The 22,251-nt window shown below is 66.0% G+C and carries 24 protein-coding genes; 8 read left to right on the top strand and 16 right to left on the bottom strand.

All coding sequences use genetic code 11. The annotated features are described in order from the left end of the window. The first annotated feature begins 120 nt into the window (after positions 1-120). Together A3E1_RS0133335 and A3E1_RS0133330 are read left to right on the top strand one after the other, a co-directional pair. A complete protein-coding gene (locus tag A3E1_RS0133335) occupies positions 121-381 on the top strand; it encodes a hypothetical protein (protein WP_020525168.1) in 261 nt (86 codons plus the stop codon). Between the two features lie 101 nt (positions 382-482). Continuing rightward, positions 483-680 (top strand): hypothetical protein, encoded by a 198-nt coding sequence (locus A3E1_RS0133330; protein WP_020525167.1) that lies wholly within the window; start codon positions 483-485, stop codon positions 678-680. On the opposite strand, the gene A3E1_RS43415 is transcribed toward A3E1_RS0133330, so the two are convergent. The 10 genes from A3E1_RS43415 to A3E1_RS45370 all read right to left on the bottom strand — a co-directional run bounded on the left by A3E1_RS43415 (position 673) and on the right by A3E1_RS45370 (position 11,463). Then, on the bottom strand, positions 673-1,890 hold the full coding sequence (locus tag A3E1_RS43415; protein ID WP_020525166.1) for an SAM-dependent methyltransferase: 1,218 nt from the start codon (positions 1,888-1,890) through the stop codon (positions 673-675). The two genes, A3E1_RS0133330 and A3E1_RS43415, sit on opposite strands and share 8 nt — an antisense overlap. Positions 1,891-2,018: 128 nt before the next feature. Beyond that, on the bottom strand, positions 2,019-2,249 hold the full coding sequence (locus tag A3E1_RS47525; RefSeq protein ID WP_020525165.1) for a hypothetical protein: 231 nt from the start codon (positions 2,247-2,249) through the stop codon (positions 2,019-2,021). After that, positions 2,246-3,394: a hypothetical protein gene (locus A3E1_RS0133315; RefSeq protein WP_026209079.1), complete on the bottom strand. Its 1,149-nt coding sequence runs from the start codon at positions 3,392-3,394 to the stop codon at positions 2,246-2,248. Before A3E1_RS0133315 ends, A3E1_RS47525 begins: the two co-directional genes overlap by 4 nt. Next, a complete protein-coding gene (locus A3E1_RS0133310; protein ID WP_020525164.1) occupies positions 3,391-4,320 on the bottom strand; it encodes a DUF4192 family protein in 930 nt (309 codons plus the stop codon). The genes A3E1_RS0133315 and A3E1_RS0133310 overlap by 4 nt, the downstream gene beginning before the upstream one ends. A 253-nt stretch (positions 4,321-4,573) precedes the next feature. Further along, positions 4,574-6,073, bottom strand: coding sequence for a hypothetical protein (locus A3E1_RS45380; protein WP_020525163.1), 1,500 nt, complete (start codon positions 6,071-6,073; stop codon positions 4,574-4,576). A 128-nt stretch (positions 6,074-6,201) separates the two neighbouring features. After that, positions 6,202-6,597, bottom strand: coding sequence for a hypothetical protein (locus tag A3E1_RS0133300; RefSeq protein ID WP_020525162.1), 396 nt, complete (start codon positions 6,595-6,597; stop codon positions 6,202-6,204). 254 nt (positions 6,598-6,851) lie between these two features. Beyond that, entirely contained in the window at positions 6,852-7,166 is a 315-nt protein-coding gene (locus A3E1_RS0133295; protein ID WP_020525161.1) for a hypothetical protein, read from the bottom strand. A gap of 1,275 nt (positions 7,167-8,441) precedes the next feature. Next, a complete protein-coding gene (locus A3E1_RS0133290; protein WP_020525160.1) occupies positions 8,442-9,158 on the bottom strand; it encodes a GP88 family protein in 717 nt (238 codons plus the stop codon). Then, complete coding sequence (locus tag A3E1_RS45375; protein ID WP_245571525.1) at positions 9,155-10,252, bottom strand: GGDEF domain-containing protein; 1,098 nt, start codon at positions 10,250-10,252, stop codon at positions 9,155-9,157. Before A3E1_RS45375 ends, A3E1_RS0133290 begins: the two co-directional genes overlap by 4 nt. A gap of 77 nt (positions 10,253-10,329) precedes the next feature. Then, a complete protein-coding gene (locus tag A3E1_RS45370) occupies positions 10,330-11,463 on the bottom strand; it encodes a DNA-processing protein DprA (RefSeq protein ID WP_020525158.1) in 1,134 nt (377 codons plus the stop codon). A gap of 381 nt (positions 11,464-11,844) precedes the next feature. Here A3E1_RS45370 and A3E1_RS0133275 point away from each other — a divergent pair, with 381 nt between their 5' ends. From A3E1_RS0133275 to A3E1_RS47520, 4 genes are all read left to right on the top strand, one after another. After that, a complete protein-coding gene (locus tag A3E1_RS0133275; protein ID WP_026209077.1) occupies positions 11,845-12,081 on the top strand; it encodes a hypothetical protein in 237 nt (78 codons plus the stop codon). Positions 12,082-12,225: 144 nt separating this feature from the next. Continuing rightward, entirely contained in the window at positions 12,226-13,524 is a 1,299-nt protein-coding gene (locus tag A3E1_RS43395; protein ID WP_020525156.1) for a hypothetical protein, read from the top strand. Positions 13,525-13,775: 251 nt separating this feature from the next. Further along, a complete protein-coding gene (locus A3E1_RS0133265; protein WP_020525155.1) occupies positions 13,776-14,816 on the top strand; it encodes a hypothetical protein in 1,041 nt (346 codons plus the stop codon). Further along, positions 14,813-14,965 (top strand): hypothetical protein, encoded by a 153-nt coding sequence (locus tag A3E1_RS47520; protein ID WP_020525154.1) that lies wholly within the window; start codon positions 14,813-14,815, stop codon positions 14,963-14,965. Before A3E1_RS0133265 ends, A3E1_RS47520 begins: the two co-directional genes overlap by 4 nt. A 66-nt stretch (positions 14,966-15,031) precedes the next feature. Here A3E1_RS47520 and A3E1_RS0133255 read toward each other — a convergent pair whose 3' ends face one another. The 4 genes from A3E1_RS0133255 to A3E1_RS46510 all read right to left on the bottom strand — a co-directional run bounded on the left by A3E1_RS0133255 (position 15,032) and on the right by A3E1_RS46510 (position 18,165). Further along, entirely contained in the window at positions 15,032-16,390 is a 1,359-nt protein-coding gene (locus A3E1_RS0133255; RefSeq protein WP_020525153.1) for a tyrosine-type recombinase/integrase, read from the bottom strand. Between the two features lie 75 nt (positions 16,391-16,465). After that, positions 16,466-17,095, bottom strand: coding sequence for a phage integrase SAM-like domain-containing protein (locus A3E1_RS0133250; protein ID WP_020525152.1), 630 nt, complete (start codon positions 17,093-17,095; stop codon positions 16,466-16,468). Between the two features lie 183 nt (positions 17,096-17,278). Then, complete coding sequence (locus tag A3E1_RS43390; protein ID WP_157631895.1) at positions 17,279-17,992, bottom strand: hypothetical protein; 714 nt, start codon at positions 17,990-17,992, stop codon at positions 17,279-17,281. Then, positions 17,962-18,165 carry a helix-turn-helix transcriptional regulator gene (locus A3E1_RS46510; protein ID WP_245571521.1) on the bottom strand — a complete coding sequence of 68 codons (204 nt, stop codon included), beginning with the start codon at positions 18,163-18,165 and terminating at the stop codon, positions 17,962-17,964. Before A3E1_RS46510 ends, A3E1_RS43390 begins: the two co-directional genes overlap by 31 nt. A gap of 130 nt (positions 18,166-18,295) precedes the next feature. On the opposite strand from A3E1_RS46510, the gene A3E1_RS0133235 reads away from it, so the two are divergent. Both A3E1_RS0133235 and A3E1_RS47515 read left to right on the top strand, forming a co-directional pair. After that, on the top strand, positions 18,296-18,892 hold the full coding sequence (locus A3E1_RS0133235) for a hypothetical protein (RefSeq protein WP_157631894.1): 597 nt from the start codon (positions 18,296-18,298) through the stop codon (positions 18,890-18,892). Between the two features lie 388 nt (positions 18,893-19,280). Next, positions 19,281-19,937: a hypothetical protein gene (locus tag A3E1_RS47515; protein ID WP_157631893.1), complete on the top strand. Its 657-nt coding sequence runs from the start codon at positions 19,281-19,283 to the stop codon at positions 19,935-19,937. Here A3E1_RS47515 and A3E1_RS45365 read toward each other — a convergent pair. Both A3E1_RS45365 and A3E1_RS43380 read right to left on the bottom strand, forming a co-directional pair. Then, positions 19,879-21,036, bottom strand: coding sequence for a hypothetical protein (locus A3E1_RS45365; protein WP_157631892.1), 1,158 nt, complete (start codon positions 21,034-21,036; stop codon positions 19,879-19,881). The two genes, A3E1_RS47515 and A3E1_RS45365, sit on opposite strands and share 59 nt — an antisense overlap. Before the next feature lie 48 nt (positions 21,037-21,084). Then, positions 21,085-22,143: a helix-turn-helix domain-containing protein gene (locus tag A3E1_RS43380; protein WP_020525146.1), complete on the bottom strand. Its 1,059-nt coding sequence runs from the start codon at positions 22,141-22,143 to the stop codon at positions 21,085-21,087. Between the last annotated feature and the right edge of the window lie 108 nt (positions 22,144-22,251).

Raw genomic sequence — 22,251 nt, 5'->3', positions numbered from 1 at the left:
GCTCTGACGGCAGAAGTGGGCCCACGCTGCTGACCTTACCGAACACGCGTACGAGCGCAAGGGTGCCCGGCGCGGCGTGTACACGCCTGTCTTCGAACACCTGTGCTGTAGGGTGCCGGTGTGCGCGAGCTGTTGCTGATCGACCACCAGGCGCATGTCGACCGTGTCTGGTGGAACGGCAACGTCAAACCCGGCCACTGCGTTTATCTGCGTCTTGGCCGCCTGCCCGACGGCGACTGGTTCGTGCAGAGCGGCGACCGCGCGGTCGCCTTTGACCATGAGGACGATGCCTTGGCGGTGGCGCGGCAGATGACGCTGGGCTGGATCGCGATCCCGGTCAGCTTCACCCCCGATCGCGCATACGCGTCGGTGGCAGCGTGAATCGGTAGCACTGCCAGGGCAGAGCCGTTCCGTAACGATAGTTATCCACAGGCCTGAAACTCGTTGCACCACAACGATGTGCCAGCGGGCACGATGATGGTGTGACGGCGGTTCTCATCACCCGGCTTGACGAGGTGGCGCTGGCGGGACTGACCATCGGCGGCGACACGATGATCCTGTCGCCAGACGACCTGGAACGTGCGCTGGCCGCGATCGGCGAGGTGCGTTCGTGCTGGCTGTATCCGGTTCCGCGGCAGCTGTGGGCGGCGGTCCACCGAGCATTGGAGACGCCTAGCTGACCGGCGCCGGTGTGCGCTCGGGTGCTGGTGACCACATGCTGTGTGCTTTGGCCACACCGGCGTTGTAGTGGTCGGCGTCGTTGCCGCAGCCGAAGCACAGCCCGACAGCCGGTCCGGTCATGCCGTATTCGTCGGGGTCGAGGCTGGAACCGGCGGTGAAATTGCCCAGCACGCCCCGCGGGTCGTTGTCGCCGTCGTCGAAACCCCACAAGAGCCAGCCGCAGCGGATACAGCGGGCGCGGTAGCGAAGGATGCGGTCCTGGCTGCGCCACGCGTCCCACCACACCTGCACGGGTGCTGCCGTGACGGCTTGCGCGGTCAGCTGGGGTTCGGTCACCCGGACTGGCTCGGTATCCGGGCGGGTTATCAGGAAGTCCAGGCCGCCCGGGGCGAACGGTTTGGTCATGCGGATCATCCAGGCCGGCCCGAGTACTCCGCTGGGGGCGAACGGATCGCGGCCGGGCAGCCGTGCGCGGCTGCCGTGGTGGTCGACGAAGGCACGGATGTCGGCGTGCTGGGAATCGGAGCGGTAGGCGAGCCCTTCGGGAGCGACGCAGACCAGCGTGGCGCCTGGTGCGAGCAGATGCCAGGCCAGGCGCAAGTGGTCGATCCACAGTGTCTTGTTCTTGGGCACGGCGAACGGCGGGTTCATGATGATCGCGTCGTAGCGGTCGCCAGCCCGGATTGCCTGAGCGGCAAAGGTTTCGAAGTCGACGGTGTGCACGGTGACGGGGTCGCCGAGGGTGGCGCAGGCGGTCGCGCGGCGCTGGTTGGGTTCGACGGCTGTGACGGTGACCTGCGGGTTGGTGCGCAGGATCGCCGCGGCCAGGCTGCCGTCGCCGGCGGACGGCTCGAGAACCCGGGACCCTGTGGGCAGGGATTCCAGGTCGGTATGTGGGTAGCCGCACAAGTCGTCTGCCAGATCCGGTGGAGTGCGCACGAAACCCCCACTTGTCTTAGGCGCCAGCGGCAGCCGTCCGCTGGCCAGGATGGCGTGGATACCGGAGGCGATGTCGGTGGCGGGAGGGAACACGAACGCCTCACGGCCGGACGACCAGACCCCCTCCAGGGCGGTGAGGATTTGCTTGACCGGTTCATACTCGGCCCGGCTGAGCTGCTCTGGCAGGTAGAGCAGCAGGCCGTCGATGTCGGCGTCGGTGAGGATGTCGCGAGTGCGCGCACTGATCGGCGCAGTGGTCCAGGTGGTCATGATTCGGTGCTCCTGTGCCGGAAACGAAACAGGCCGCTCCACCCGGCAAGGGGTGGAGCGGCCCGAAAATGAAGGGGGACAACAAAAAGGCCCGGCACGGCCGGGCGAAACGGTGAAGCTGAGGACGGCTAGCGAAGGACGCAGCACGCCAGGTGAGCGATCGCGACGTTGACCAGCAGCGAGAGGCTGTCCTCGTGCTCGACGTCGCACAGGGCGACATCGCATGCGGCACAACGCAATTCGTCGTCCACCTTGGCCATGTCGGCCGGTGCGCAGATCTCGAACACGCTCAGGTCGATCACCTGTGACAGGGCGTCAAAGCGATGCCCGGCAACAACTTCCCGGCTCGGCCCGCTCATGACGAGACCGTCCTGGCCTGGGCGATGGTGGCGAGCCAGTCCCGTTGGTGCGCCCACATCTGCGTGCGGGCGGAAAACCGCGACCACGCCTGCGCGAGCAGGAACGGGAAACCCTCGGCCACGATGGCGAATCCCGGCGCGGGCCGCCGGTCGCCACGGGTGTCCCGGGCCAGCATCGTGAAGGCTGGATGGGGCCGGAAGGTGCGCCGGAACTCGCTCATCAGCCGGGCCGCATAGGGTCCGGCAAGCAGGTCGAGATCCCACTGGACGTCGCGGCCGTCGTGCTCAGGCCGGTAACCCAGCCCGTCCACGACCTCCCACCACAGTTCTGCGGCCTGAACGTCGGGCATGGCGATCCACACGTCTTTCACCCGTTCGCTGATCCGGTCCCACAGCTGATCTTTAACCCACGACCACGACTCGAGGATGTCCTCCTCTTCCAGCTCGCTGTGGTCGGAGTCGTCGAACAGCGGATATTGCTCCCGCAGCCCGATCAGCGTGTCGACCAGCTCCGGGCTGAGGTCGGCGACGAACGCGCCGAGCGCGTCGACATTGCTGTAACGCACGTCGGAAAACGTGCCGGGGTAGGCCGCTTTCAGGGTGCGGTAGTTGCTGCGCACGACGGTGGAGGACTGGCCGTGCTTGCACACGTCCCGGGCGATCTCGTCGAGTGCGACATAGGGACATTGCGCGTCGCCGTAGAAGTACTGGCGCACCTCCCACCCGGCCAGGCTGTCGAACCGGGCGACCTCAGCTGGGTCGGCGTAACCGACATGGAACCCTGCCTTCTTCATTGCCGTCACGGGATGGTCGGGCAGGTTGTCGAGCTGGCCGACGAGCCACTGCCGTGCGATGGGCAGCACGACCACGTAGTCGGCACCGAGGTCGGCGGCGAACTCCCACGGATCGCAGTTGTCGCCGTCGACGGTGATGATGTCGCGGGGTTTCGGGTCCGGCAACGGCAGATACGCCGTTGCGGCGCGGGCCTGGTCCCCGCCGAGCAGCACCATGTCCGTGCCCTTCCACGAGGGCAGCGCCGCCCGGACGCTGTCGTGTACGACGATGTGCACGCCCGACTCGCGGGCGCAGCGTTGCACCTCGGCGTGGATCTTCTCGTCGTCGGTGATCAGTAGGACCGTGCTCATCGCTGGTCGTCCCGTCGCTGAGCCTCCATCAGGGCCTGGTAGGCGTCGCGAAACGAGATGCCCAGGCCCATCACCTGCGACATGCTGCGCGATAGCGTGTCGGCCGGGTGCACGGCAAGCACCCGGTCGAACAGCGCGCAGGCCAAGCGAGGCTTGTCGGCCTTCCACGCGGCGATCCCGGCAAGATTGCCGCTGGTGGCCAGGTAGGCATCAGGAAGGCAGCGCACGACATCCAGCCACATGCCCACCGGCGACGGCCAGCGCAGCACCTCCCGCAACGCCACATCGCGCACGTCATGATCGGTGAGCAGCACCGCCAGCAACGCCGCACGGGCCGGGGTGACCGGCACGCCGTCGGCCAGGGCATCGATCAGCTGCCGGTATTCGTGACCAGGCCGCGCTGGCACCGGCATCCCGGTCAGCAGCGCAGCGGTCTGCGCCTGCAGACGCGGATCCGGCGCCGCCAGATCAGGACGCGGAGCCGGTGCGGCCAGCCCGGCGAAGGTGGCCTCAGCCGCCGCAGAAGTCGCGGCCGGGTCGAATGGCACACCCTCGATCGCCTGTGAGCAGGTGTCGCAGGTCAGGCAGTAGCAGCGCCCGCTGTCAGCGAGGAACGCCGCCGCGACCGGAACCACCGGTCGTAAAGCGGAGATGAGCCGCGCCAGTGCGGGACGGGTGGTGCGTGGGCCGTAGGCGGCGACAGCCACCGCACGCGCCCCCAGCCGCGCGAGGGTCCCCTGCACGTGCGGCAGCACCTCGGCAGGATCGAGAGCATCGGTGAGCGGGTAGGTGGCGCAGCCAACCTGCTGCGGGTCCTCGGTGAGGAACACGAACGCCACCACATCGGCGGGCGGCTCACCGATCAGATAAGGGACGACAGCCAGCAGATCCGGGCCGGTGCGCAAGGTAATCGAAGGGACAGACATGGAGAGGCTCCGATCAGGTGGAGGGGTGCGAGGAAAAGGGCCAACACGGCCAATGCCGCGACCCTGCGCGGGGCGCGCTGGCCCCGCCGCCGCACCGGCTCGTCCCGCTCGCCGGGCAAGCGACGCCGGATACGGGCACCACCGTGCAGACGGCTTGCACAGCGCGGACAGTCACGGCATAGCGGACGGCGACGCTTGCCCGGCCAGGGCGAGCCGGTAGAACAGCGGGGCGAACAGCGCGCCCCGCCACAGGTCAGCGAGAAGCCGCTGGTTGCCAATCGAGTTGGTGGGCGCCGAGCAGGAACATGCCGTCGCCGTCCTGCTGCGCCCAGCCCATCTGCAGCATGTCGTCGGGCGCGGTGTCGCCCAGGCAGGTTTGCAATTCGACGTAGCTGCCGCTGCAGGTCACCCACACCGCACCGTGTGTCCCGGCCGAGCAGGCGGTGTCGGAAGCGATCGTGGCGACGGTGTCAGATGCGAACCGCGCCAGCACCGCACCGGTGGCGGTCGTGACACCCACGGCGATCTGGCCGGGATAGACCCGGCCGGGAAACTGCGGGCATTCCAGCAGCGCAGGCTGCCAGGTGTAGGCGGAAGAGTCGATCTCGGGAACCGAGTGGCTCTGATAGGTCACCGCCAGCGGCACCTCGCCCATGCTGGGCAAGCTCGTCCACACGTTGACGACAAGCCAGCCCGCGCACCGGTCGAACTCCTGCGCCCGCAACTCGTAATGCCGCGACAAGCACAAGAACACCTCGATCGGCGCAGCCGCCGGCGTTTTCAGATCGTGGCCGAGGCGCCGATCACGGATCGGCTGCGGGACCGGGTGCAAGGCATCCGCAGGGCGGTTGGACCGAAGCGTCGCGCCGCCGGGTCCGAGGGTTAGAACAAGGCCCTCGCCACCTGAGCTGCCACCGTCCGGATAGTGCACCGGCTGGTGACCGAAGCCGCGACAGGCGTGCTCGGTGTGGGCTTTGACGTCACGCCACGGGAACCACAGCTGCGCATCGGGCCGAGGCAGGGCAGGCAGCGTGGGTGTACTGGCCACAGACCAGCACCACGACCACGACCCGATCGGATAACGGCCGCCAGCACCGGCATAGACGGTCCGGTCCTCGTCCTCGGTGCCTGCGGACTGCACCAGCGTGACCTCGCCGTTGTCAGCGATGGTGATCTCGGTTCGGCAGTCGTCGTCCGCATCCGAACTGTCCAGGTGGAAGGCTATCTGGCGGACGGTGTCCAGGTCGAAGTCAGGCAACGCGGACCCGTTCCAGGTGAACCCTTTGACCACGGTGGCAGGAAAGGGGCCGAGCTCGTCAATGTTGACGGTCGCGGGGATCCGGCGTGGCTGGGCAGGCTGCAGATAGGCGGGCAAGCTGTGCACGGTGTCGCTGTAGAGATGGTCGTCCTCGTCGTCCCAACAGTCGTGCAGCACCAGCCAGTGATGCCCGTCAGCCAGACCGCGGTAGAGCCTCGCCAGCAGGCTGTCCAGCGGGTCAGCACCATCGCGAAGTGAAAGCCGGACGGGTTCGGGCAGGTTCAGTGCCCGGTCGGCGTCGGGACTGAACCCGGCAACGGCAGGCGGAGCGGTGGTGGCGCTGCCCGCACAGGCCAGAGTCATCGGCTGGCCAGGCAGCAGAACAATTGCCTGATCACCAGGGCCGGCGGCGGTGAGCGCGTGTTCGACGTGAGCGAGCACATCGTGAAGATCGAACATTGCGTAGTCGTTGGCGACGTCGCGGAGCATGGACATGGTTCCCCCTGGGAAGGTGCGGCAAGGCATGGCGGGTGAAAGGTGTTGGCGGGCAACGCAAAAGACCCGCTCCAGCCGAAGCCGGAACGGGCCTGAAACCTCCCGCCGCGCGAGGCGGCGGAGACGGGCTATGAGGTGGGACGGGAACGCACGACGGTGTAGAACGCGATCGCCACCGCGGTGGCGAACAGGATCTGCGTGCCGAAATTGATGCCGTGCGCCTTACCCTCGGCGGCAGCAAACACAGCCAGCCCGGTGACGACGACTCCCGCACCGATGGCTGCAGCCTGTGTCCGCCCGCTGGTCGGCAGGGCCGGCCGGGGACGGGTGCCCCACCACGCGGTTACCGCCAGCAGAATGGCAGCGGACGACTCGCTGGCCAGCAGGGTCCAGCGCACTTCGGCTGCCGGTTGGGCGCCGGTGAAGGCAACCAGCAACGCGCCTACCAACCAGATCGCGGCGAAGAAGGCAAGGACGGCCGACAGCCACACCGGCAGGCGGCGTCGGGGCGGGATGCTGGTCATGGCAGGCGGTTCCTTTCAGGGGTAGACGGGATAGTAAAGGCCCAATCGGGGTCAGGTGAAGACGGGGCAAGCCCGCGACCTCACCGGAGAGCTGACACTGGCATCCGATTGCTTAAACGCAGTCGACGGCAGTGGGGGCAGCGGCCAAGAACCTGGCCGCCAGGCCAAGGGACATATCGTCGGCAGCTCCCGAATTGCCCGCGGTGAGGGCCGCCGCGCTGATGGCGAGCGCTGCCGAAGCCGAGTGTCACACTTCAATCGCTCGTCAGGGAATCCGAAATGGGTTGTGGGGCAAGGGCGTCGCTTAGTATCACGACACGCATGGCAGTCTCGTACGGGTCGATCAGTGATAGTGACACTGTTTCGGTGAAACCACCCTGCGGCATGAGCTCCGAGGAGACGGCAGGTCCTGCGCCGAGGCCGACCCGCCAATACGCAAGGACGGCATCCTCGATGCGCTCCGCGGTTCGTCCGACTTCTACGGGCCACACGAACGGCCGCCCATCGAGCTCGTAGGGATACCAGCCAGCACGGCGATGTTCGTCGAGGCGCGGTGATGTTCGGTTCATTACGCCGATCTTCGCGGCATGGAGTGCCAACGAAATCACAAGATAGACAGCCGCCGGGGCGGAAGGATCGAAGCCGTACTTGGCACATGCGCGGCATCTGCTGCCGCGCCTGATGTTGCCCAGCGATGGTGCTACTTCAATCGTGCAATTTAGACACTGGCAGCGCCAGGGGGCGTGGATGGAGCCCGGGTACGGTTCGAGCGGTTGAAGGCTCGCAGCAAGCATATAGGCCGTAGCCTCCTCGTTGGAGACGCGACGAGCCAGGCCCGTGCGTGTGTGGCCGCAGGGGATGCATCCGCCTTGCCCCTTGCGGATGGTTTTGTAGACGGGGAAACCGACCTCGTCGCAGACGATGCAGCGGCAACACCAAGGGACGCAGTTCGAGCCTGGATAGGGTTCCAGCGGCTCAAGTTTGGCTGCTCGCATCACTGCGACGGCCTCATCGGCGGGCGTGCGCAGGGCGGCGGTTCGACGTGCGATACCACAGGGAACACAGCCACCTTGCCCGCTTCGTACGCCAGCGAGAGCGGGATGTCCAATGTGGTGGCAGGTAAGGCAGCGCGATCGCCAAGGCGAATGCAGCCCTGAATATGGCTCGAGCGGTTCAAGCCCTGCCTCGTTCATAGACCTGACTGCTGTCGCCTCTGGGACACGGCGGATCAGTCCGCCGCGTTTCCGGCCGCACCTAGTGCAGCTCCGGCCACGCATCTTGACGCTTGCCAGCGTCGGCGCAATTTGATCGCCACAGGCGTCACATTTGGAACGCCAGGGGCGGTGGGAATGTATGAAGGGTTCCAACGGAGTCAGGCCCGCACTGACCAAGATTGCCACAGCGTCCTCCTGCGGGGTCAAACGAGCGTTCGCACGCTTCTTGATTCCGCAGGGACGGCAGCCAGTTCCGCGTTGTTGGACATTGTTGTATTTCGGCGTCACCTCGACCCCACACCCGGTACACCGTGATCGCCAAGCCTTCATGGCGCCGGGGTACGGATCCAGCGGCTCCAGCCCCGCCTTGCGCATGTTGCCGATTGCTTCGGCGATTTTGGCGGGTTCGAACACGCCACGTCGGCTCATCGCTTCGCACCTTTCGCAAACTGCGTCTGTCCAACAGCGACAGAGCGTATCGATGCGGTACGACAAGGTGCGAAACAGACCTAGCGGCCTTGGGCGATCGGTCAGCCGCCGACCGGTTCTTCACAACCATTCCCGGATTTCAGGACGATGTTGTTGTTGTGGGGAATGGCGAACCTTCTGCCAAAGCCGGAGTTGGCGGTGTCAGCGGCGGTCGGTTTCGCGCTGCCACTGGCCGAAGGTGCGGTCGCCTTGACGGCGCTGGAACTGCGCGATGTTGTTGGCGGCCATGCCGACTGGGGTGGGGCCAAATGGGGCGAGCAGGTCGGAGTCGGCCTGGGTATGGAATCCGGCGGCGGCGATGGCCTGCTCGGTGGGGAACACGTCGGCGATGCGATGCCGGCGCGGGTCTACGAGGTGGTCCTGTCTGCCGCCCAGCGACATCACCCAACGCGAGTTCGGCGGCGGGTCGGATGCGATGAGCCGGTCGTGGCGGTCGACTTCCTTGGTGTAGGCGTAGAACCAGGTGTGAGGGCGAGCGCGGATGATGCGCAGCCACGCCAAGGTGTAGGAATCGGAGAAGAAGTCACCGGCGTCGTGGATACGAACGTATCCGCCGACGAACCGAGGCGCCGCAAGCTCGGCGAGCATCGCCTGCTCCCACCCTTGCGGGTCCTCGAGGACGTAGAGCAGGTTGCGCAGATGCGCGGCCCGCACGTTGGCGAACCGGTAGGTCCCGGCTCTGGCGTAACACGCTTGGGCGCATACCCCGGCCGCCGGGCAGGTGCGCAGCGTAGCGCCGCTGGGCAGGCGAGCGGCCAGAGCGGGGATGGTCCACGACCAGATCCGGTCACGGGCGAGGTTGCGGTTGCTGTTGGACAGCAACCGTTTCGGCCTCGGCGATGGTGAGAAGGCGTTCATCGCACTGCGCCTGTCATCGCGGCGCGGTAGAGATCCCAGCAGCTGGTGATCGTGTCGGCGATCGCGGTCATCACCGCGATGGCGACATCGGCCGGCTCAGCGAAATCGGTGAACGGCCGTGGCTGTATCTGCGGGGAGGCGAGCACCGGGCCAGCGGCGAGAACGGTCAGGACGCGGAAACCGCCGTCACGCGTGTCGCCGAGCACGGTGGGCTCGACGTGGATGTCTTTGATCGCGTCAGCCAGCTGCAGGATGCCGTGGTCGACGCAGCGGCGGGCGAGGTCTTGTATATCGGTGCCGAATTTGCGTCCGCGTGGGTCGATCAGGTCAATGAGCTCGGCCAGCTCTGCGCTGTCGTCCGGGTGTGCCGTGTCGCTGGACACCTCGCTTGCCGCCACGCGGGTGAAGAGGCTGGAGTCGAACACGGCGACGGGCGGGGCCTGACGCAGGTCGCGCAGCCGTTCGCCGTGGCGCTGCTGGGCGTTAGGGTGCACCATCCCGGGCTGGTAGATCGCCACCGGCTGCCGGTGATGCCGGGCGTGATAGAGCGCGATGTCGGCGGCCCGGAAAGGCTTACCCGGCAACGGTTTCGCCTGAGCCGCCGCTGCGCCGACGGTGACGCTGACCCTAACCGCGACGGCGACGCTTTCCAGCCGGAACGGCCGGGCCAATGCCTGCTGAATCTGCTCGCATGCCTCCGCAAGCGTCGCATCCGACGGCTCTCCGGGAAGGAGGACTATGTATTCGTCTCCGCCGAGCCGCCCGGCGTGGCCGCCCAATCGTGCCGCAACGGCGTTTAGCCGGTGGGCGACGGCGATGAGCAGGTCATCACCAGCATCATGACCCCACGCGTCGTTGACGGACTTGAACCGGCCCAGGTCGAGCAGCAGCACACCCGGCGCCTGGCCTGCGGCGTTCAGATCGGCGATCCGGTCGAGCAGACCGTCGCGGCCCAGGATTTTGGTGAGCGGATCGAGCCTGGACGCGGCACGCATGGCATGGACGCGGCGCGACAACCGCCACAGAGCAATGCCGGTCGCTGCCAGGGAAATTCCCTCCACCACAGCGCATACCGCGATGACAACCAATGACATGACCACGACAAGCTCCAAAAACGACGAAAGGCCCGCCAGCAGGCAGGCCAAGGGAAAGGGGCGAGGACGGAAGGGATTCAGCTGGTCACGGAAATGTGCAGCGTCTGGTAGGTGCCGTCGGGGCTTCGGACGGCCGCGTCCAAGGTCGCTCCGGAGGCGTTCGGCCGGGCAGTGAAGGCGATGCCGAACGCGATGTCGGCCGCCTGCTGCGCCGAGGCCGCAGGAATCAAGAATGGCGGCAGTTCACGCGTACGCCACACCCCGTCGTCCCAGCCGGCCCGACCTGACACCTCGAACAGATCGGTGCGGTCCGGGGCGTGACGGGTCGCATTCCCAGCGATGGCCCTGGCCGCGTCGCTGCCCGTGGACACCAGCATCGCGGTGCCGTCCTCGATGAGGCGATGGCAGCCCACGGACTGCTCGGATGTGACCGGGCCGGGCACCGCACACACCGCCCGGCCAGCGGCAGCAGCTAGCCGGGCCACCTCCAGCGCACGGCTGTGCCCGGACGCCTGCACCACGACCGTGCCCGCCGACACCGTCGCCAACAGCCGCTGCTGCACCGCCCACCGGGCGCGTGTGGCGCGAATACCCGGCGGGAACGCGCTGACCACACAGCCATGCGCCGCAGCGTCAGCAACAAACGAGCGCAGCGACAGCACATGATCGTCGGGCAGCACGCTTCCCGCCGACACCAGCACAGTCCGGCCACCGGCTGCTCTTGCCTTGGCCGCAGCATGCTGATCGATGCCAAATCCGGCAGCAGCCACGACCGTCCAGCCCAGCGACGCCAACGGAAACGCCAATTCCCCGGCCATGTGCTCGCCATACGAGGTGCTGTCCCTGGCCCCGGTGACGGTGACCGCCCGGCGCAGCACGCCTGCGACGTCAGGGTCGCCGTTGACCCACAAGCAGGGAAGGTCGTCAGCCGCCGTACCGACCGGCCAGCCCGCATCACCGGGCACCAGAATCCGCACACCCAGGTCCGCAGCCTGTTCGATCAGCTCCACGCCGCGCGGCACCAGCTCCAGCGGATCAGACAGTTCCGGCAACGCCAGATTCACCGGGCTCGCCGGAAACACCCAGCCTCCGCTCGCGATGCCGTTCGCCTCGGCCACAGCAGCCAAACCGTCAGGCAGCGTGTAGCCGACCAGCTGCGACAACGCGGCGCGCACCGCACGCAAGTCAGGATCAAGATCGTCAGAAGACATGAAGGGCCTCCGCAAGGGCTCGAAAGAAGACCTGGCCACCTACGCGGGGCGCGTGGCCGGGTGGGACGAGCACTCAGGGCCAGGCGGGCTCAGCCGCCGCAAGCCCCTACCTCTGCCAGCCAGAACCCGGGCACCCGCGTAGGCGTATGTCGCGGGGGCTTGCGGCGGCACAGACCGCCTGGCACCGTGCCTCGGCCCACCCTGGACAGCGCCCGTCGGCGGGCTATATCACGAGAATCGCTTCCCGCAATGCGGGACGGCCAGCATGAGTTGATCATCGTTGTTTTGATCTGGATTCCCCCACCTCGCAGCCTGTTGACGCAGGTCAGGCGGATTGTGCACAGTGATCGGGCACAGCAAGGCCGACCCGAGGAGAAGCCCGTGACTCGCCAGCGGAAATGGACCGTCGACGACGTCCGCGACCTCGGCCTGACCACCGACCTGGAAACCGCCGCGTCGATCATTGGAATCGGGCGTACCAAGGCATACGAGATGGCCGCCGATGGTTCGTTCCCGGCCAGGGTCATCCGTTCCGGCCGTTCCTACCGCGTGGCCGTTCCGACCATCCTCAGCCTCCTGGGCGTCGTCATCAACGCCGAGCAACCTGTAGGCGTGTAACCACTTTCGGTAATAGCACCTGGAGGTCTATGCTTCCAGGCAACCCGAACGGCTTCCCCCGTGGCCGTTCGGGTTTATTCATGCCGGGGAATAGCAGACCTTGCCTTATCCTGAGCGGTTCGTCCGATTCAGGAAGGCGCAGCTGTGGAGATCAAAACCCTCGCCGAGCTTCAGGAGCCTGACGCGCGCACACTGCGGTTCACCCCGCACGGACTCGGCATCGGCGTGCAGATGACACCGGAGGGCGCCGCGCAGTTTCAGCAGGAATGCGTTGCGGGTCTTGAGCTTGCCGCGGCGGTGGCCGACGGGACCAGGCAGAGCTTCGAGCACCTGCGGGCCGTGTTCGCACACGGGATCATGTGCTACGAGATCTTCACGCTGGTCGGCGACCATGCGTTGTTGGTGATCGAACAGGCGCTGCGCGACCGGTTCCTTGAATGGCATCACGGGACGCTGATTCTGATCGACCTCGTCGGCGCCGAGCATTCGTTCAGCGTGACCGACTACGAAGATGTCATCAAGCTGATCAGAAAGCACGCCAAGTGGAAGCTGCGGTTGAGCCCGGGGCGGGGGATCGCGTTCAACGGCATGCTCAACGGGCTCTATGGATGGGCGCGTGGCGTGGGCTTGCTACGAGGACACCGCAACCGGGGCCAGGAGAAGGCCCTCACGGCGCTGCGAAACTTCGTCGCGCATGCCAACGGGTATCACCTTCATGGGCCGGTGGAGGCGGTGCGGACCCTTAGCGATGTCGCCGAAATCATCAACCAGCTGTGGGGCGTCGCCACGCCGGGTGGCCGGCTCTATCCGGCGCCCCTGCGCCGCGAGGTGATCGCCACGGTCTGGGACGACGACGGCAAGGCACAGGACACCGGCCTGGCGCGGGATTTGAACCACGAGGCGGACGTGCCGGGATGGACCTGTGTGGTGCTGCGCGCCTACTTCCGCCCGGAGGAGTTGCGCGCCGACCCGGGGCTACGCGAATACGACTCCTGGTATGAGGCGACCCGCTTCCCGGCGGATCTGCTGTGGGGGCCGGGACCGGTCAGCGAAGCGGCGCGATGGGTGGCTGAACACGACCCGCAGCCCGACGAGTGCGACTACCTTGACCGGGTGTTCGTCGTCCAGGAGGACAACGGACGGTTGTTCCTCCCGATGAGGCCATCGGTCGCAGCGGCGCTGCCAGCCGAAATGCAAGCGGGCACGTGGCGGGCGATGCGATGCGACCATGCCGACGCGGCCTGGAACCACGCCCGTAACTTGGTGACGGGCAGAGGATGCAGCGACGCTGACGACATCTGTGTAGCCTGCCTCGTCGAAAACCTGCGCACTGGTGCACTGGCCGATGTACTTGGAAGCATCGGACCAGCCGCCGCGGACCTTCCCCCGTCGATCAGCACCCCCTGGGCGAATCCACGATCGAAGGAGATCAGCGAGCTGTAGGTCGGGCGATCTAAGACCGGTTGATGCGCGACGGCGACGTTGCCGTCTCATGCGCATCGGTTGACGCATCGGTTAGAGTCATTCTCGGCGCCGCGCAGGCGTGAGGCAGGAAACCGTCATCGCCGGCTGAAGACGGGGACCGCTGCGGGATCGAGGTATCCAGCTGCGCAGATCGCATTCAGCTGACCACTGGCGATGAGCCTGACGTACTTGAACCCGCCGAGCCGGCGCGGCAGGGACAAGGAGACGTCATGCCGAACAAGGCCCTTGAAGAGCAGCTGGTGGATCGCCGCATTCAAGTGACCGGCGAAGCTCGATCTCTTGCCATCGAACAACTACGCCCGACGCTCGCGGGCCTGACCAGGCATCACCGTCGCGTGCTGGAGGCGGCACTGCACGACGCTGATTATCGTGCCGACGCCGAGCAGGTCATCGATCTGGCGTCACACTTTCTCGGCCAGGCCGCATCGCAGTCGCAGCAGGAACTTGAGACTGAGATTGCCTGGGCATCCAGAAAAGCCGTCGACTACCTGCAACTACGTCCCGGCTGTGGGTTCACCTGTTCGGCGCGTGTCTTCCATTCGGCCACACCTAGCCCTCACGGCACGCTCACGCTTCAGCTGTGTCCCGACGCGTTGCCTGCCCTCCTGGTGGATCTGCTGCCGAGAGCGGTCGAGGACGAGGTGTGGGGCGCGGTGGGATTGCGGTATCGCCAATACCGGCGATGCGTGGAGCTCTACCTGGCCGATCAGCCGCAGGCGCGGGTGTTCCTGAGCGGGGTGAAGGCCAAGACATGGAAGGCAGCGGTGGCCTTCGCCCAATCGGTATTCGACGAGCCGCCACGCTGGACATGGAACAGGAGCGAAGCGCTCACCTGGGAGGAGAGGAAAGACCTGGGGCAGTGGACCAGGACCCACGGCCCGGTCGCGCTGACTAGCGGGATCCTGCGCCGCCACAATGCTTTCGGCGGTGCGCTGTGGAGCAAGTGGTGGGCCAGCGGCAATCATCTGAGCATCGAATGGCCTGACGGGCCGCCCCGTGATGAGACGGCCTATCTGCTGGTGAACAACCTGTTCGGGATGCCCGAATGCACGGTCGACCGCACTGACGCTCACGCCACATACTCCATTGTGGATCAACCTGGACCTGGGGACGTCAATGCTGCTCTACGCAGCACGACTATGCCGGAGCAACCGGAAGGCGACGCCATGCTGACTCGCCTGTCCTCCCACAGCAAGGTCAGCCACGCCTGGCTGGCCTACTGGGCAAGCACATCCGAGGATCAGGCATGACCGAGCTGCTGGTCTGGAGCGTCCTTGCGCTGGCGGCGATGCGGCAGATCTCCACGGTGACCGTCTACGTTCTGGTTCTTCGTGGCACCACGCCACAGCAGCGCCCGGCGATCATCAGAGCGCTCAGAGCGTTGCACCCCAAGGGATGAGCCTGACCGGGGAACTGAGTGAAGAGGGTTGTGCGAGGTCACTTCCTTGCGCAACCCTCTGCTGCCCTAACGACGTTTGCTCCTGTTGCGGATCGAGGCGAACGCGTCAACGGCTTCATCCTGGGCGTCGGGCAGGCTGTGCAGGTAGCGCTCGGTGGTCTTGATGCTGCCGTGTCCGAGGCGTTCCTTGACGACGTTGATGTTGGTGCCTCCGGCGAGCAGCCAGGAGGCGTGGGCGTGGCGCAGGTCGTGGACCCGGACGTGGATACCGAGCTTGGCCTTGCGTAAGGCTGGCTTCCACACGTTGTTGCGGAACCAGTCCTTGGTGATGTGCTTCTCGCGCTGCTGGCGCGTCGGCGGTTTCGGCGCGCGGTCCTTGCCCGCCGCGCGGCGTTCGGCCCGGTAGATCGACATCGCGTCGCGGCAGAACTGGCAGCGGCACGGTGCCGCGGTGTACGCGGTTTTGGTGCCGTGCTGGTAGATGCGGCCTTTGGCGTTGGGTTCGGTCCAGCCCAGAGTCTCCGGGTCGGGGACTACCTTGACCGGCTTGGGTCGGGCCGGCGGTTCGATGTACTCGAACATGAGGTCGTCGTCGCCGATCTGGTTGACTTCGACGTGGTGGGCGAGCTTGGCCGCGAGCTGCTGGGTGATCTGGACGACCCGATGCTCGCCGTCTTTCGGGTACTCCTTGAGCACGAAGCGGGAGCCGTCGACGGTGAACTTGGTGGAGACCTCGACGGCGGCGTGGGTCACGGTGATGCGGGTGTAGCCGTGGGAGAAGTCCCGGGGCCGCAGGTCGATCAGCTCGCTCCACCGCAGCCCGGTCTCGATGTCGGTCTCGACTAGCAGCTGCATGTCGCCGTAGGGCAGCTCGTCGTAGAGGACGTCGAACTGCTCCGGGGTGATGACCTTCACGACCTTCGCCGCCACGGTCGGTGTCTTCACGCCGTGGACCGGATGGGCGGGCAGGATCTCGTCGTTGACCGCGGTGCTGAAGATCGCGCTGAGGCAGTTCTTCAGGTTGTAGAGATATTTGGCGGAAAGCTTGGGCTGCAACGTTTGCAGGTGGGTGATCCATTCACGGACGGTCTGCGCGTTGATGTCGATCAGCCGCATCTCGCCGAACCACGGCAGCAAGTGTTTGTTGATCATTCCGGTGTAGCCCTGGAGGGTGGAGATCTCGATGATGTGGTTGGGCAGCCACGTCTCCAGGACGTAGGTGGAGAACTTCTGCTTGCCCAGGGCGAAGTCGGTGTTGGCCCCGGAGCGGGCCTTGACCGCCGCAGCGGTGGCGGCTCGCTTGGCCTGGCGCTTCTTGGCGTAGGTGTTCTCGGTCTGCTGCTTGCCGCGGCGGTCGAGGTACCGGGCGCGGTAGCGGGTGTCGCCGGAGGCAGTGGTGAAGGGTTCGACCCAGCCGTTGGACATGGTGGTGTTGCTCCAAACATGTTGAGGGGTAAGGGGGTGTGGCCAGACGGGCGGGCCGTGCGGAAGCGAAGGGTGTTAGTCGAGGTCGGCGGCGAGGTCCAGGCCGCGCAGGAATCCGGTGAGCTCCTCGGCGGTGCCTGTGCCGGCCAGTGCCCGGCGCAGGTCGGCCAGGGCTCCGCAGTCGCGCTGGTGTCCGGGCGCCTTGCGGGCGACCAGCTTCGGCGCGGCGATCCTGGTCAAAGCCATCGCCCGCTGTGCGCGTGGCACGCGCGGCAGCGGGATCTGGGCGCACGGGCTGTCCGTGATGAGCAGGGCGTCCACCGCCCACGCCATTGCTGCCCGCAGGACGCAGAAGTGCTGGCGCACCGTGGAAGCACTGAGCTGCCGATCTTTGAGTAGCCAGCTGACCCAGTGGCGGACCTGGTCCCGAGTGATCGACTCGATCGGGGTGTCGCCGAAGAACGGCTGGACCAGCTGTTCGCGGGTGTGCTTGATCCGCCTGTGGGTGGCCTCGGCGTAGGCGGTCTGCCCGGCCCATTTCTCGATCACCTCGGCGAGGGTCGGGGTGACCGGCTCGGCGACGCGCATGGCGTGGAAGCGGCGCGCGTCGGCGGCGGAGGTGAACACACGGGTGCGCGGCCTGCCGTCTTCGGTCCAGCGGACCTGGTAGCGGCCGTCACCGTTCGGGGAGAGCAGAGGTGCCATGAGAGGAGTTCCTTCCAGTACAAATGGGGATGTTTCGAGCGTCGAAGGGTGTGAAAGGTCGGCCCGGCCGCCTTGTGGCGGTGGGCTAGTCAGGGAAAACGGGTTGCCCGAGGTGGGCGATGGAGTGCTACGGTGGCGGCGCGGACCTGCCCCACGCTCGTGGATGTGCAGGTCCTGCTGCGTTTACAGCTCGCGCGGCCCGCCGAACAGGTCGAGGTGCCCGAGCCGGGACCGATACCAGCCCCACAGCTTGCGGCCGTGAACCCGGCGCCGGCGCAACGCCTGGAACCCGGTCCACGCCGCGATGTCGGCCATCTGCACCCACTGGTCGGTCTCAGAGAGCCGGAACACCGGAGCCTCGATCAACCGTCGCGAAACCGGGAGCGCCCGGTGCGCTGCGGCGTAGCTCGGGTCCGAGCCGTCGCCGTCCATCACCACCAGACCGTGCTGTCCGCGCTGGCGCAGGTCGCCGTCGAGCAGATCGGTCAGGCGCCGGTAGAGCCCGGACTTGGCGGCATGGAACCCGTCGGACCCGATGCGGGTGAACACCGTCCCGACCGCGATCCCGGCCAGCGCGCCGATCGCCTCCAGGGCCCGCACGATCACGTCCGCGCCGTGCTCGGAGGCGTCCCAGCCGGGATCGAGGGACGGGCTGCGGCGGCCACCGGCCAGGTCGGTGGCGTGTAGCGGCCGGGACGCCGGGATGCGATACCGGGTGTAGAGGTCGCGGCGGAATGCCAGCCAGGTCTGCTCGGCGGCGGCCCAATATTCGGGGTCGAGCTGGAGCCAGGTGAAGGAGACTAGGCCGGATGCGTGCGATCCGGAGTCGTCCACGTAGTGCAGCCGGAACCCGGCCGGGGCGGTGGTCATCGGCTGGCGCATTGCGACTCCAGCCACGCGTCGACCTCGGCCGGGCGGTAGCGGCAGTAGCGGCCGACCTTGTAGTAGCGGGGGCCTTTGCCCTTGTGGTTGAGGAAGTACAGCGTCTGCACCTCGACCCCCAGATACGCGGCGGTCTCCTCGTGGGTCCACATCCGGTCCCGGCTCAGTCCTGCCTGCACTGTTCTCACCTCGTCACTTACTGATTCGGTAAGCGCCGCTTACCCCTGTGGGAAGCAACAATGGCGGTGCTAAGCTGACCTTGTCGAGAAGAGAAGCAAAACTTACGAAAATCGTAAGTAGCCAGGTGAGGGGCGACTGATGAGTCGGACAGCAGGGGTGATATCGGGCGAGGCGATCCGGCGCGAGCGCCGACGGCAGCGCCTCACAGCCGAGGACACCGCCGCCCGCTACGCCGACTCCGCGATGACCCACACCGTGCTGATGAACATCGAGGCATCACGGCGCAAAGCCCCGGCCACGATCGACGAATGGCTCCGCCTGGCCTACGTGCTCGGCGTGCCACCGGAGAGCCTGCTCATGCCCGACGACGACAGCGACGACCAGATCCAAATCACCCCCGAGATCGTGATCGATCGGGTCCGGCTTGTGCGCTGGCTACGCGGCCAGGCGCCCATTGGCGATGTTGAACCCCGCCATTACCGGCAGGTCGCCGGCCTCACCCTGCCCGAAGACGGCGCCACCACGGCAGACGAACGCAGCGTCGAGATCTCCCGCCGCGTTACGTCGATGCTCGAATCCGTCGACTCCGAAGCCGCCGAAGCCGCACGGATCATGCGCCGCCAGATCTACGACCTCCTCGGCGAACTCGACGAGCTCGTCACCAGCGGCACAGACCCGAAACAACTCAGCGAGACCATCCGCAGTTACCGCGACCGCCTCGTCAGCCTGTCGTAGTCCCGAGGCAGCACGGGCGGAGAGTGCCCAGAGATTCGGGCGCTCGCCAGCGGGAGTCAAGGAGCGCAGCGCCCCCGCAGGGGCCTTGACTCCCGCTAGAGCGCCCGAACAATGGGCGCAATCCGCCCGTGCGCATCGGATTCACGAATGAGGGTGTCAGATGTGGGAACTCACGGCGTGGACAACACGGAGATTCAAGGTCAACAAGATGTAATAGTGCTTACGGGGCGAATGCCGCAGGGTGCTAATGGAGGACTGGAGGGTTCCTCTGGTTGCCGTCGCGATGGTAGAAAGAGTTTCCGATCAAGTCGCAGAAGGGTTGCGCCGGGCAGGTCCCAGACGTGGGCGCAACGGCTGGCCAAGCATGAATAACGGAATAGGTGATCGTGTGACCAGCGCAGCGACGTACGGCCTGACGTCAGAAGCGATCCTAACTGCCAAGCATGCAATACATGATCTTGTGCCGGACGAGGCGACGTTCGCGAAGTTCCATCTACTGGGCACGCAGGTTGTGCTGGCCTACCGGATCGATGCCGAAGAGATGCGCCGCCGTTGTGGCGTCGGCTGCTCAAGCATCCAGTCCTCCGATCAGCTTGAGACCCTTATGTCACTGCCGATTGGTATGCCTGTGCCCGTGCACGTGCTTATGCCGCGCGAGCAGCGGCGGATAGACCGCCTGTGCAAGGGCGCGGTGAGCCGTATCGGAGGCGACGTAGTTCGCGAGGCAGTCAGGCCGCTGCGTGTGGACCTTGCGGTAGTGCCCGCGAAAAGCTGGCGAACAGGTCTGGAACTTGCAGGTCGGTTCGCGCCATTTGCTGCGAGGATCATGTGGCTGCCGCGGACACCGTCTGATCAGGATGATATGCGAGCGGCTGCGCGAAAATTCGGCGTCGGCGTCGCTGTCAACAATCTTGGCGGCAGGGCCGAGATGATCCTCGACCCGGCGCCACACGTCCACAGGCGTCACACAGTAGCTGCCTGGCAGTTCACAGAACAGGCGTTTGAACAGGCGCTTCGTTGGCCAGAGCCGCTACCGCCAGCTTGATCAGTTTGGCCAGGGTTGGCGAGGGAATGAACGCCTTGGCCTGCTGGATGCGGATGTTCTCATCCTCATAAGCCTTGCCCACCCGGGTGAGCAACCGATCAAGCCAACTCGGCCGTAGATCGGGAGAGACGGCCCGAAGCTCATCCCACCATTGCACCCAGCACGCGAGGTTGTGCAGAGCAGCCTCGTGCTTTGCCTCGGGTTCCTCGCTGTCGAATCGGTCGAGCGGACCTCCACGGCAAATCCGGCACGAGCAGGTCATGGGATCGGCGTTTGCCCAGAGCCTGGCCAGCTTGTCGGCACTGAAGTAGTCCATGAGCTCCGGCACGAAGACCGACGGCTTCTTGCTGGAAAAGAAGGTCTTCTCCTTCGGCGGCACGAGGTGGCGAAGGCTGCCACTAGCCCCAATTCCAGCGAACAGCGCCCCGTGGGCCATCGCATCCAGCGCATTCACCTGATCGGTACGCCACGGTCCCACATGCGGAAGCTCCCGATAGACGCGACGTAGATTGCTGAGCGTCGTTACGTAGCCGTCCGTCGGGTTGTACTGCCCGCCCAACGCCAGGCCGACCGGGTGCCGGATCGTCCGCAGGATCGCGATGAGCTGGCCGACGCGGTTATCCCGCAGCCAAGTCACGTCCACAGCAACGACTACGACCACGTCATCACGGGAGACAGCGTTGGCCGCGTCCCGCACAGCCTTAAGCGCCTCTGAGTCCTCGGCTTCTACGTAGCCTGCGGGGATGGCTACGAGATCCGCCCCTCGAGCGATGATGTCGTCATAAAAGGGATCATGACCGAAGAAACCTTCCGGCTCTGTGTAGAACAGAGGCGTTTCGGCGGATGCCATCTGCGCCTCGTAGTGAGCTACGTCGACCACAACGCACACGCCCGCGGCATGAGCGAGGCGGCTGACTCCCTTTTCGCCCGGCCCGCCCACAAACGCGAAGCCGGTTGCCGACCCGTTCAAGGGGCTGGGGATTGCATCGACACCCCTGGCCCGCATGAGATGGAACATCTTGCCTTTCAGGTGCTGGGCTGCAGGAGGCAGCGCCGAGCGGTCCTGGTCCCACGCCGGCCGTCGCGGAGACGGCGGCACAGGGTCTTGCGTCATCTTCGCACCTCTATCAGGCGGTCCCGCTGGGGACTAATGTGACGGCACTGTCAGGTAAAGCTTTTCGAACTCGTCCTCGAATAACCCGGCGGTAACCGCAAGCTGATCGAGGTCGCAACCGCGGAGCTTCATGAGATCCACGATTATATTGCGAAACTTAGATGGATGCTCTGAGCTGATGGAGACTGGTTCCTGTTGGCGGAAGCCAAGAATGGAGTACTCGACCATCAGATCGCGGTATCGCCATTCGCTAAGCGCCCGCAGATCGAGTGCACGGCGGGCGAGCGCCGACATGGATGCGCCCCAGACCGGTTTGAGTTCCGCGAGCCGTCCTAAATCGACAGTGCCTTGACGAAGTTCATGCCTGATGGCCGAAGCCGGCATCAGCAGAGCGCTTGCAAACTCGTCGGCCTGGCGCTCTTGAAGCGGTGTGGAGCCTGGCTCGTGATGCATGAGTAAGTGACCCAATTCGTGCGCCAGGCTGAAACGGAATCGGTCCGCGGGTGCATCCGGATTGAGAAGCATCATGGGAACCCGGTCTTGCGGCCACTGGCTGATGGCATCCAGTTCGCGCGTGGCAAAGTCCCGCTCGAGCACGATCCCGCCCGCTGCTTCAATCGCGGCCACCAGGTTGCCGACCGGCTTGTCTCCGAGTCCCCAGTCGCGGCGGACGCGCTGCGCGATCTCGGACGGGCTGTCCTCGTCAGTCAGCACGTAGCGGTCGAATTCATGATGGAAATCGTCGACCAGTGCCAGCAGGTTCTGTACGTGCGAACGGCTGAATGTCACCTGGGCGTGGATCCGGCGCAAGGTTAGAGCTCCGAGGGATGCCTTCTTGCGGTGGTGCATGAGTCCGACGCCGACGCTGTTGGCATCCGGCTCGGAGCACAGCATCTCGGCGGGGTAGTGCAATACGTTGGAGATGGCTTGGAGTCGATCGTCGGTAACCGGTAGGCGCCCAGCTTCTGCCTTGCTGACATAGCCCTGTGAGACTGGTTCGCCCAGTCGCTCAGCCATCGCCTCGGCGAGCTCGCCTTGGCGGAGACCACGAGACTCGCGTGCCAGCGTCAGCATCGCCGCGTTCGCCTCCACGTGCACCTCCTCATCTCGTCGCCGTTGGTAACCACGCTACTCTAGCACGCGTGCCGACCGCAACGGGAAATCTCAAAAATCGACCTAGAAATATTCCGGATGTTCGCC

The sequence above is a fragment of the Catelliglobosispora koreensis DSM 44566 genome (genome assembly GCF_000379685.1).
GTDB classification, from domain to species: Bacteria; Actinomycetota; Actinomycetes; order Mycobacteriales; family Micromonosporaceae; genus Catelliglobosispora; species Catelliglobosispora koreensis.
The sequence above is the reverse complement of the archived record's forward strand: the minus strand, read 5'-3'. Positions and strand labels throughout refer to the sequence as shown.